We start from the raw sequence: 11,324 nt of genomic DNA, 5'->3' as shown, positions 1-11,324 counted from the left end.
GGTCATGGCAGACAGGAGCGCTTCGCGCGGCACCGTTTCCCGTGACCAGTGGGCGGCCCGGATCGCCGCCCTGGACGACCCGCGAGCCACCTCGCGGTCCCGCAAGGCCCCGATCACCGTCGGCCGGATCGTGGACACCGCGTTCCAGCTCGTCGAGGCCGAGGGGTTCGAGGCGCTGACGATGCGTCGCGTGGCCGCGGCTTTGAAGACCGGTCCGTCCTCGCTCTACGCGCACGTGCGCAACAAGGCCGAGCTGGACGACCTGCTGATCGGCGAGCTGTGCGCTCGGGTGACGCTGCCCACTCCGGACCCCGAGCGGTGGCGGGAGCAGTTCCTCGACGTCTGCCGGCAGCTGCGCGACCTGTTCCGGCAGTACCCAGGGGTTTCGCGCGCCGCACTGGCGGGCACGCCGAACAGCCTCGACACCCTGCGCATCGGTGAAGGGCTGCTCACGATCCTGTTGACCGGTGGCGTGGCGCCGCAGTCCGCCGCGTGGGCGAGCGATGCCGCGTTCCTGTACGTCAGCGCCCACAGCTTCGAGGTGTCACTGCGGCAGTCCGGCGAGGGCAGCGAGCCGGCCATCGAGGCGGACGAGATCGTGGAGCGGTTCCAGATGCTGCCCGTGAGCCGCTTCCCGAACACGGTCGCGTACGCCCGGGAGCTGACCCACGGCGACGAGCACGACCGGTTCGACTTCACGCTCGAACTGCTGCTCCGAGGGCTCAGCCCGGCCGCTTCGTAGATCTCCCGATCACTCGCTTGCCGCATCTCCCCCAGGAATCACAGGAGTCCCACCCGACACTGATTTCGCCGCCTCGCCGCGATGGCATTCACTCCGACCTGGCCTTTTCCGGTTTCACTCGAACGGACGAGCGAGCAGAACGCTGGAAATTGTCGGACCCTCGAACTACTGTTCGACCCGTACTACCGAACACCAGTTCGAGGGGAAGTCATGACGATCGCACCGTTCCGCCCCGGCCTCGGGGCCCCGCCGGTCCAGACCCTGCCGCCCGGTCGGTGGCACGGCCACATCTGGGTGTCCGACGAGCCGCTGGCCCGGCCCGAGCGGTACCTCCGCTGCGTCGCGGAGTTCGACCGCTCCGGTCTCTGGCCGGTGCTGATCCCGCACGACCAGCGCTTCGCCGTCCGTGGTGAGGACTGGCTGGACGACCGCGGCCACCTCGCCCCCGCCGCGCACCGCGTCGGCTCGGCCGACCCGGCCGAGGTGCTGGCCCGCTGGTGGGATTCCTCCTGCTGCGACGGGGCCTGCCTGCGCCCGTTCGGCGCGCGGTTCCCCGGTCTGGCCCGCCGTTCCCACCGCCGTTCCGACCCACTGGCCGAGGCGGGCAACACCGGCTCCGTCCTGTCCGCCCGCGCCCCGCACCGCCTCGGCCTGGTCCAGACCGCCCGCCCGGCCGACATCCCGGCCCACCTGGGCTGGACGGGCATGATCAAGTCGACCGACCAGGTCGCCGAGCTCTCCGCCGTCCTCCGAAGCTGGGAAGACCGCTTCGGCGCCACCCTGCTGAGCCTGGGCTTCGACTCCCTGGTCCTGTCCGTCTCCGCCCCACCCCGCAACCAGGCCCGGGCCCTCACCGTGGCGGCCGAGCACCGGGCCTTCAGCCTGCCGACCTACCTGACCCAGCCCGGGAACCTCCGCGAGTACGCCAGCGGGTTGGTCCAGGCCCGCCGGTGGCACTTCTCCTGGGCGTGAGTGACGGTGATCCCGACGGAAGAGGCGCCCCGGTCTCCGGCTCTACGGCCAGCCACGGGCACCGGTTCGCGGGTGACGGCCTCGACGAGAGGGGTGCCCCTGCCCCCCGGCCCCGCGGATGACCGGCGGCCGGTCGCGGGCCGCGAGCAACGGATCGCGGGCAACGACTTCGGCAGAAGACGTGCCCCAGCCTCCGGCCCCGCGGCTGACCAGCGGCCGGTCGCAGGCCGCGAGCAACGGGCAACGAGCAGCGGGTCGCGGGCAGCGGGCAGCGGGCAGCGGGCAACGAGCCGTGGACAGGGGGTCGCGAGAGACGAGTCGCGGGCAGCGGGCAACGAGCCGTGGGCAGCGGGTCGCGAGCAGTGGGTCGCGGGCAGCGAGTCGCGAGCGGCGGACAGCGGCTTCGGCAGAAGGCGTGCTCCGGTCTCCGGCCGCGCCGCTGACCGGGGGCAAGTACCGGGCGGCGGCCGACCGACGGCGGGTGCCGGACGGTGGCCGGGCGGCGGGTGCCGGGCAGCGAGCGGGCGGCGACGGGCGTTGACCGCCTCGGCTCCAGCGCGGCCCCAACCTGCGGCGCGGCTGACCCGTGACCATCGGCAGCGCTCGCCTCGGCTCCCGTTGCGAGTGCGGCAGTCATCGCATCCATGTCCGCCACCGACCCCTCACGACTGGAGGCCCGATGTCCCCAAGACGAGCGTCCTCGCGTTTGGGTCAGCCGTCCCGAAATGTGGTGCGGGCGTCCGGGCGGGAGCCGCGGGGCCGGGTTTACCGCAACCGGCCACGCGGGAACACCCGGCGGGGAAGGGCGGTGAACGCGATCGGCGAGATTCGGGTCGGCACTTCGGGCTGGCGGTACCCGGCGTGGCGCAAGGAGTTCTACCCCGCCGGGCTGGTCCAGCGGCGTGAGCTGGAGTACCTCTCGGGGCAGCTGAACGCCGTCGAGATCAACGGGTCGTTTTACTCGCTGCAGCGGCCGGAGCGGTACCGGGCGTGGTTCGACGAGACGCCGGCCGGGTTCGTCTTCTCCGTGAAGGGCGGGCGGTTCATCACGCACCTCAAGCAACTGCGTGACGTCGAGACGGCGCTGGCCAATTTCTACGCCTCCGGCGTACTCGCGCTCGGGGCGAAGCTGGGCCCGATCCTGTGGCAACTGCCCCCACGGCTGGCCTTCGACCCAGACCGCGTCGCGAGCTTCTTCGCGTCCCTGCCGCGCACCACCACCGAAGCGGCGAGGCTCGGAGCCCGCCACGACACCAAGCTGAAGTCCGACCCGTACCTGAAGCCAGGACCGGAACGGCCCATCCGGCACGCGCTGGAAGTCCGCCACCCGAGTTTCACCGCCCCCGAAGCCCTGGCCCTGCTGCGGGAGCACGACATCGCGCTGGTCGTCGCCGACACCGCCGGCCGATGGCCCTACGCGGAAGACCAGACCACCGACTTCACCTACGTCCGCCTGCACGGTGACACCGAGCTGTACACCAGCGGCTACCCCACTCCCACCCTCCGCCACTGGGCCGCCAAGATCACCGATTGGCACGACCACGGCCACCGCGACGTCCACGTCTACTTCGACAACGACGTCAAGGTGGAAGCACCCCGCAACGCCCGCGAACTGTCCCAGCTCCTCGGTCTGGCATCCCCCACCCCGCCCACAGTGAGCGAACAGTGAGCGGCTTCGAGTTGAGTGGGGCGTACGGGTGCCGGCGGTCTGCCTGCCGTCTCTGGGGGTAGGCACGCAGACCGCCGCACCGCCTCCTCCGGGCCACCCGCACCCACCCACCGCCCAGCTCGCCCCGGAGAACTCCCACGCGCAGCCCCGCACGAGCGCAACCACCGAGCACCGCGGCCGCAACCACGACCCCGCCGCCCGGCGCATCCCCACCTGCGCTCCCCCCAAACACGGCCGCGCCCCCACCGCCCAGCACGACCACCACCGCCACCCACGTCCCGAGCACAGCCACCTCACCACTCGCGCCCCCCGAGTGCAGCCACCTCACCACCCGCGCCCCCACCGCCCAGCTCGACCACAACCATCACCCACCTCCAAGCGCAGCCGTATCACCACCCGCGCCCCCACCGCTTAGCACGACCACAACCATCACCCACGCCCCGAGCGCAGCCCCATCCCCACCCACGCGCCTCCGAGCGCAGCCGCATCCCCGCCGTTACCCCCACCCGCCAAGCACGACCACAGCCATCGCCCGTGCCCCTCCGAGCGCAGCCACCTCGCCACCGCTCAACACCGCCGCGACCCCACCCCCGAGTCCGAGCACGACCGCGGCCGTCACCTACGCCCCACAGCCAAGCGCAGCCCCATCCACCGCCTGCGCCGACGCCACCAAACACAGCCGCGACCACCACCCGCACCCCGCCACCCAGCACCTCAGCCCCGCCACGCCGCCGCACCCTGAGCGCTCCAGCACCCACCCGGGCCGACCCGATTCCACCTCAGCCAACCCGGTCGACCTCGATCACCACACCAACCAACCCGGGCCAACTCCGATCACCACCTCAGTCAAACCCCGCCAACTCCGATCACCACCTCAGCCAAACCCCACCAACTCCGATCACCGCCCCGGCCAACCCCGCCAACTCCAGCCAACCCCGGGCCAACCCGATTCCACCCCAGCCAACCCGGGCCAACCTCGACCACCACCCCGACCCCAGAAATGTCCTCAATGGACAGAAACCAGAGCGGCCAGCTTCGCCCGCACGTCGTCCCCGTCCGGATGGCCGATTTCGGTCAGCAGCCGAACCGACCGGAGCCAGCAGTCCCGCGCGGCGGCCACGTGGCCCAGGCGCAGGTGGGCCGACCCGAGTTGGGCCAGCACGTCCCCGGCCTCATACCGTTCCCCCATCGCGAAGAACATGTCGACCGCGTCCGACATGCACTCGATTCCCTCCCCGTGGCGCCCGAGCCCGAGCAGGGCCCGGCCGCGGGTGTGCAGGGAATACCGGCCCTCCCGTGGGTCGCCGCCGGGTGGCAGGAGGGCCAGGGCCTCATCGGCCAGGCAGAGGGCCCGGGGGTGATCACCCATGGTGGCGCAGAGGTCGCCCAAAGCGCGCAGCACGTTCGCCTCGAAACCACCCAGGCGCAGTTCGCGGACGATCTGCAGGGCCTGGACGCCGTGTTCGTACGCGGCGGGGAAGTCGTCCTGGTCGTTGGCCGCCATCACGAGGTTGTACTGCGCCCGCGCCTCACCCTCGCGCGAGCCGAGTTCCCGCTGGATCGCCAGTGCCTGCTCCAGGTACCGCCGCGAAGACGCGTAGTCACGCATCACCCCCTCGACCACGCCGAGGCCGTTCAGGATCCCCGCTTCGCCGTCGCGATCGCCGGACATCCGCGTGGCTCGCAGCGCCAGTTCGTACACGCCGCGCAATTCGTCGATCCGCGTGCGTCCGGCGAAATACGTCTGCAGAATCCAAGCCAGCTTCCAGCAGTGCGCGTACCGCCGCTGCCCGAACGCCAGGTGCACGGCGGCCACGAGGTTGCCGCACTCGGCGGTGAACCAGTCCAGCGCCGAGTGGTAGTCCCCGAACTCCACCCCGCCGGCCCGGTCTCCGAGACCGAGCGAGCGGTAGAACCGGTCCGGCCGCATCGCGCGTGAAGCGTTGAGCGCCGAACCGAGGTACCAGTCCAGCAGCCGGTCCAGCGCCGCGACGCGGGACTCCGGGTCGTCGACGTGCGCCGCCAACTCCGCCGCGTACGCGCGGATGAGGTCGTGGAACTGGTACCGCCCGGGCTGCGGCTGGGAAAGCAGGTGCGCCGAAACAAGCGCGTCGAGCGCCGTCCGCGTGCCCACCGGGTCCCCGCCCGCGAGCGCGACGGCGGACCCGGCCGCGAAGTCCGGGCCGGTGGGCAGGCCCAGCAGCCGCAGCAGCCGCGCGGACGGCGGGGTCAGCGCCCGGTAGGAGTACGAGAACACCGAGCGGATGTTCGTCTCCTCACCGTCGCCGAGGTCGAACGAGCCCAGCCGGTCCGGCTCCGCGTCCAGCGCGGACACGAACTCGCCCAGCGGGAGGTCCGGGAACTGCGCCGCGCGCACGGCGAGGATCCGGATCGCCAGCGGCAGCCCACCGCAGTAGCGCACGAACCGTTCGGTCGCCGCCGGGTCGGCGTTCACCCGGTCGACGCCGATGGTCGAGGCCAGCAGCTCCACCGCTTCCTCCCGGCCGAGCTGCTCCAGCGCGATCCGCCGGGCACCGTGCGTCGCGACGAGCGCGCGCAACTGCCAGCGGCTGGTCACCACCACGAGGCAGCCCGGCCCCGGCAGCAGCGGGCGGACCTGCTCGGTGCGGTTCGCGTTGTCCAGCACCAGCACTAGGCGGCGGCCCGCGGTGTGGGTGCGCCAGGTGGCCGCGCGCCCGTCGAGATCCGCGGGGATCCGGTCACCCGGCACGCCGAGGGCCAGCAGCATCGACTCCAGCGCCGCGATCGGCTCCACTGGCTCCCCCGGCCCGTACCCCCGCAGGTTCAGGTACACCTGACCACCGGTGAACTCCTCCGCGATCCGGTGGGCGAAGCGGACCGCCAGCGTGGTTTTCCCGATACCCGCCATGCCTTCCACCGAGGCGATGGGGGTCGAGGAGCCGTCGTCCAGCGCCTCGGGCAGGAGTGCGTGCAACGCCTTGAGGTCGGCCTCGCGCCCGGCGAACGCGCCGAGGTCGGCCGGGAGCTGGCGCGGCACCGGGGACTGCGGACCGGGATCGGCCGGCTCCGCGCCGCTGAGCACCAGCCGGTGCGCTCGCTGCAGGCCCGCGCCGGGGTCGAGCCCCAGCTCCTCGGCCAGCACGTCCCGGATCCGCCGGTGGGCCTCCAGCGCCTCGGCCTGGCGGCCGGAGTGGAACAGCGCCAGCACCAACTGCTCGTGCAGCCGCTCCCGCAGCGGGTTCTCCCGGGTCAGCCGGGCCAGCACGGGGATCACCGCGGCGTGCTCGCCGACCGCCAGCAGCGCGTCGGCCCACAGCTCGCGCACGCGGGTGCGCTCCTCGGCGAGCTGACCGGCCTCCTCCCGGTGCAGGGCCTCGGACTCGACGTTCTGCAACGCCGGGCCCCGCCACTCGCCGAGCGCCTCGGCGAACCGCTCGGCCGCGCCCCGGTGGTCCCCGCGCTCGGCCGCCGCGCGCCCGCGGGCGGCGAACGCGCGGAACCGGCCGAGATCGACCAGCTCTTCGTCGACCTCCAGCCGGTAGCCGCCGCGCTCGGTGCGGATCACCGCCTCGTCGCCGAGGCCGCGCCGCAGCCGCAGCACGTAGGTCTGGAGCGCGCCCTTGGACCGCCGCTGGTCGTCGTTCCAGAGCCAGCGGCCCAGCTCCTCCACGGAGACCACGCGGTTGGCCCGCAGCAGCAGGCCGGCCAGCACGATCAGCGGACGGCTGCCGCCCAGCGGCACGGCGCGGCCCCCGGCCACGAACCCGGCCGGGCCGAGCACGCGAAAGTCCGGGCCGTCCACGTCCCCATTCTGGTGGGTCCCCGGCCGATCGGCATCCGAGTTGTCCGCGGTGCCCGCCGTCTTCGGTGGCATGATCGCGGGTGATGAAGGTTTACGCGCTACCACTGCACAATCGGTTCCGGGACATCACCGTCCGTGAAGGCCTGCTGCTGTACGGGCCCGCCGGCTGGGGTGAGTTCTGCCCGTTCGCCGACTACTCGGACGCCGAGAGCGCGCCGTGGCTCGCCTCCGCGCTGGAGGCGAGCGAAACGGGCTGGCCAGCCGCGGTGCGCGATCGGGTCGAGGTGAACACCACCGTCCCGGTCGTCTCGCCGGAACGCGCGTACGAGCTGGTCCGGGCCTCCGGCTGTCGTACGGCGAAGGTGAAGGTCGCCGACAAGCGCTCTCCCCTCGCCGAAGACTGCGCGCGCGTCGAAGCGGTCCGAGACGCGCTCGGTCCTGGCGGCGCCATCCGCGTCGACGCGAACACGGCCTGGGACGTCGACACCGCCGTGCGCTCGCTCACCGAGCTGGACCGGGCGGCGGGCGGCCTGGAGTACGCCGAGCAGCCGTGCCCGACGATCGAGGACCTCGCCGCCGTCCGCCGCCGGGTCCCGGTGCGCATCGCGGCCGACGAGTCGATCCGCCGCGCCGAGGACCCGCTGAAGGTCGCCGTCGCCGGGGCCGCGGACATCGCCGTGCTGAAGGTCGCGCCGCTCGGGGGCGTCCGCCGCGCCCTGGAGGTGGCCGAGGCCTGCGGCCTGCCGTGCGTGGTCTCGTCCGCGGTGGAGACCAGCGTCGGCCTGGCCGCGGGCCTGGCCCTGGCCGGGGCCCTGCCCGAGCTGGACTTCGCCTGCGGCCTCGGCACGATGCCCCTGCTGACCGGGGACGTCAGCAGCACCTCACTGTCCCCTGTGGACGGTTACCTGCCGGTCCGGCCACAGGCACCGGAACCGGACCGCTTCCCGGCGTTCGCGGCCCCGCCCGAGGTCGCGGCGGCTTGGGAGGACCGGCTGGCCCGCGTCCGCGAGCTGCTCTGAGACGGCTTAGCCAAGCCAAGATCGCGCCGCCCTCGCGTGCGTCCCGTCCTCGCGCACGTCCGCCAGCCACTGGTCCACGAACCGCCGGAAGCCGTCCTCACCTCGCGGCAGCAGGTAGGCCTTCTCCTCGTGCGTGAACGGCTGGTCCGGGTGCACCGCGCACAGCTGCGGGTGCTGCCGGGCCTGCCAACGGGTTTCGGACGCGTCGGTGATCATCAGGTCTGCGCGACCCTCGAGGAGCTGCTCGAAGATCGTGTTGTTGTCCGGGTACCGAACAACGGTCGCGTGGTGCAGATTCGCCCTCGCGTACTGATCGTTGGTGCCGCCGGGATTGACGATCACCCGCACCCCGGCGCGATCGATCTGCCGCAGCGCCGAGTACTTCACGACGTCGGCGCAGCGGGTGATCGGGGTCTTGCCGTCGTGCAGGTACGGCGTGCTGAACCGCGCCACCCGGGCGCGGGCGGCGGTCACGGGGACCCCGCCCATCGCCAGGTCGCAGCGGTGGCCGACGTCGTCGGCCACCTTGGCCCAAGTGGTCTGGGCCATGACCCGGCGGACGCCGGCCGCGGCGAGGTCGGCCGCCCGCTCGACGCCGCGATGCGCCACTCCACCCACCCCCGTCCGGGCCGAGGTAGGTGAACGGCCGGTAGTCGCCGGTACTGCACACCCGCAGCTCGCCGCGCGCGAGGATTTCACCGAGCCGGCCGGCGCCGTCATGCCCGGGGGCCGCCGCGGCCGAGCCAATACCCAGCACGACCAGCAGGACCACCCCGAGCGCGCCGACCCTCGTTTTACCCATCAGGCCATCTTCCCCGCCTCCACGGGCGCCCGCACCAGCCACGTTTCGGCCCACTCGCGGACCGCCGCCTCCGGCAGCGGCGACGCCCACGCGGTCAGTGTCTCGAGCTTCACCTCCAGTCGGCCGCGGCATCGACCGCTCACTCTGCGCCTCTCGGGACCTGTCGGGCCTGCTCCCCGGACACTGCCCATCCGGGCAACACCGAAACAGCGATCAGCACCAAGGCACCACCGTCCAGCGCGGCTACGGCGCCAACTGGCGGAATACCGAGCCCTACCTGCGCAAAACCGTCTCTGCACCCTCTCCGGCCGACCCGCCGCAGTGACCAGCCACCACCCCGACGCCCGGCACCGGCTCCGGTCACTGAGCAAGCAGGGCCACGACCGCCACAAGCCCCAGCAGCCGGAATTCACACCTCGGTGATCCGTTCGTCAAACGCGAAGCTTTTCGTCGACCACGTGCAGCCACGCAACTTGACCGGAAATCGGCATGTCACCGAGAGCGCGGGTCTCGCGCTCGATCCTTTCCAATATTTCTTCTTTCGTTCCAGGCCACGGAACAAAGTCCGGGTGATCCTTGATGAGATCCCCTGGGACCGCCCCGTGATCCATCAGTTCACTGATCAGAGTGAGTAACGACGTTATTTCCTGCTCCAACGTGGGGTGCTTGCCCGCCATTGCAGACGCGGCCGCCGACAAAGGCGCCATTCCCACCCAGTCTTCACTGGCGTACTCCATGAGATATTGAAATTCTTCCGCGAACTCGGGCGCGATACTCATCGACTTTCCTCGCTTGAAATATGAATTCTTCGAACTCCTTTGAGGTTTTCGACATTGTTGATGTCAATAGTTTCGCCACCCGTTCCGCTGTAGGTGCGAAACGCTGCGTAGGCTCGGGGGTCGTCGCTGATCTTCCACGTCTCAACGATTCCCTTGGAGGTTTTTTCTACGGCGTCCGCTTCGCCGAGCTTCATTCGAATCTCGTTCAATATACTGTCAAAATCCGCCCTGTCGACCATTCGAACCCCCTTGCTCCTCCCTTTAGCACCCCGAACCGATCCGTCCTCATCGGTCACGATGTCCCGGATCGCAGCCGTTCGTTCTTCGCCGATCCTCGCGGTCTTGGCCTCGGGAACACGCCCACCTCCCGCGTGCTCGTCTTTTCCGAGCAGGTCTTTAGCTGTCTTGCCCGCGCCGAACAAGAGCAGGCCGCCGACAATTTTTCCAAGTGCGCGGTCTCCGTGTCCGCTCGCCCAGTCGTCCCAGGCGATGATGTTCTTGAATGTGTCGACAGGATGCGTGACGTTGTGTGCCATCGCCACGACGGTTTCGGCGGGATCGGAAACCAAGGTCCACAGCCCCTCCCCCGCGCCGGAGATCGTATCCCAGATACCGCCGAAGAAGTTGCCGTCCGATTGCTTCTGCGAGTCCTGCGGAGCGAGAGAGGCTTCGAGACGAAGCGTATCCGCGCAGCGGTTCCCCGCGTCCTGGAGTTGCCGACGTGCTCGTCCCAGGATCTCCCGCGCCGCCTGCCGCTGCGCCTCACCGGGGTCGGCGAACGCCGGAGACGGGACCACCGCCGGATCGCCCTTCTGCCGGTTCGCTCTCGTCTTGGCCTCGACCTCGGCGGCGGCTTGGTCATGAGCCGTCTTTGCCTGGACAGTCGCTGCGTCGCCTTGTTGCCACTTGGCAATGGCTTCCGAAGCCTGGCCTTGGGCCCACTGCAAAGTACTGGAGAAGTCTTCCAGGGCCTGGGCGGCGCTGGAGAGCGAGTCCGAACCCTCAAGCCACCGCGGCACCTCGGTCTGGTGTTTCTCGTGGAACTCGTCCGACGCCGGCCCCGTCCAGCCGCCCGTGTCGATGCGCTTCAGCGCGTCTCCGACCGACGTGACGGTGTTCGCGCGTCCCTTCAGCAGCCGCGCGTTCTCGAAAACCGCAGCCGGATCACCGGGGACCAGCGCTTTCGGGTCCGAGGTCTGACCGAGCTCACTCATCAGTAGCCGCCCATGGGCACATCGGGCGTGTCCGCGTTCGTACCCGGATCGACCTTCACCGCAGCCGTACTGCTGCGTTCGACGGCACGGTACGCCTGCGCAGCCTTACCCAGCAGGTCACCGAGGTCGTTTGCGCGATCGCACAGAGCATCCAGCCCTACACTCCACTGCGCACAGAAATCGGCCAGCGCGTCATGCACCCCGCCGTGCCCGTAGAGCTCCGGCTCGCCACACAACCCGCGCAACTCGAAATCGTCCTGGCTGCGCCAGAGGTCCTGCATGTTCTTCGACGCAGCCTCCAGTACATCGATGTCGACATGGAATCCAGGACCGTCCACAGCTT

The 11,324-nt window shown here is 70.8% G+C and carries 9 protein-coding genes; 4 read left to right on the top strand and 5 right to left on the bottom strand.

Annotated features, from left to right (window positions below; genetic code table 11):
• Nucleotides 1-4 precede the first annotated feature (4 nt).
• The 3 genes from NYF13_RS09320 to NYF13_RS09310 all read left to right on the top strand — a co-directional run bounded on the left by NYF13_RS09320 (nucleotide 5) and on the right by NYF13_RS09310 (nucleotide 3,383).
• Nucleotides 5-742 (top strand): TetR/AcrR family transcriptional regulator, encoded by a 738-nt coding sequence (locus tag NYF13_RS09320; RefSeq protein WP_315655645.1) that lies wholly within the window; start codon nucleotides 5-7, stop codon nucleotides 740-742.
• A 210-nt stretch (nucleotides 743-952) separates the two neighbouring features.
• Nucleotides 953-1,714, top strand: a complete 762-nt coding sequence (locus NYF13_RS09315; RefSeq protein ID WP_315655644.1) for a DUF4253 domain-containing protein — start codon at nucleotides 953-955, stop codon at nucleotides 1,712-1,714.
• Between the two features lie 808 nt (nucleotides 1,715-2,522).
• The gene (locus tag NYF13_RS09310; protein WP_315655643.1) at nucleotides 2,523-3,383 is read left to right on the top strand and encodes a DUF72 domain-containing protein; all 861 of its coding nucleotides are present in this window, start codon (nucleotides 2,523-2,525) and stop codon (nucleotides 3,381-3,383) included.
• 1,006 nt (nucleotides 3,384-4,389) lie between these two features.
• Here NYF13_RS09310 and NYF13_RS09305 read toward each other — a convergent pair.
• A complete protein-coding gene (locus NYF13_RS09305) occupies nucleotides 4,390-7,167 on the bottom strand; it encodes a BTAD domain-containing putative transcriptional regulator (RefSeq protein ID WP_315655642.1) in 2,778 nt (925 codons plus the stop codon).
• Between the two features lie 83 nt (nucleotides 7,168-7,250).
• Between NYF13_RS09305 and NYF13_RS09300 the strand changes: the two genes are divergently transcribed.
• Complete coding sequence (locus tag NYF13_RS09300) at nucleotides 7,251-8,186, top strand: o-succinylbenzoate synthase (RefSeq protein WP_315655640.1); 936 nt, start codon at nucleotides 7,251-7,253, stop codon at nucleotides 8,184-8,186.
• A 6-nt stretch (nucleotides 8,187-8,192) separates the two neighbouring features.
• Here NYF13_RS09300 and NYF13_RS09295 read toward each other — a convergent pair whose 3' ends face one another.
• The 4 genes from NYF13_RS09295 to NYF13_RS09280 form a co-directional block, all read right to left on the bottom strand.
• Nucleotides 8,193-8,795 (bottom strand): transporter substrate-binding domain-containing protein, encoded by a 603-nt coding sequence (locus NYF13_RS09295; protein ID WP_315655639.1) that lies wholly within the window; start codon nucleotides 8,793-8,795, stop codon nucleotides 8,193-8,195.
• A 624-nt stretch (nucleotides 8,796-9,419) separates the two neighbouring features.
• On the bottom strand, nucleotides 9,420-9,767 hold the full coding sequence (locus tag NYF13_RS09290) for a hypothetical protein (RefSeq protein ID WP_315655637.1): 348 nt from the start codon (nucleotides 9,765-9,767) through the stop codon (nucleotides 9,420-9,422).
• On the bottom strand, nucleotides 9,764-10,981 hold the full coding sequence (locus NYF13_RS09285; RefSeq protein ID WP_315655635.1) for a putative T7SS-secreted protein: 1,218 nt from the start codon (nucleotides 10,979-10,981) through the stop codon (nucleotides 9,764-9,766). Before NYF13_RS09285 ends, NYF13_RS09290 begins: the two co-directional genes overlap by 4 nt.
• The gene (locus tag NYF13_RS09280) at nucleotides 10,981-11,319 is read right to left on the bottom strand and encodes a hypothetical protein (protein ID WP_315655634.1); all 339 of its coding nucleotides are present in this window, start codon (nucleotides 11,317-11,319) and stop codon (nucleotides 10,981-10,983) included. Before NYF13_RS09280 ends, NYF13_RS09285 begins: the two co-directional genes overlap by 1 nt.
• Nucleotides 11,320-11,324 lie beyond the last annotated feature (5 nt).

The organism is Amycolatopsis sp. PS_44_ISF1 (genome assembly GCF_032335455.1).
GTDB lineage: Bacteria > Actinomycetota > Actinomycetes > Mycobacteriales > Pseudonocardiaceae > Amycolatopsis.
Note: the sequence above shows the minus strand (reverse complement) of the source record. Positions and strands in the feature narration are given on the sequence as shown.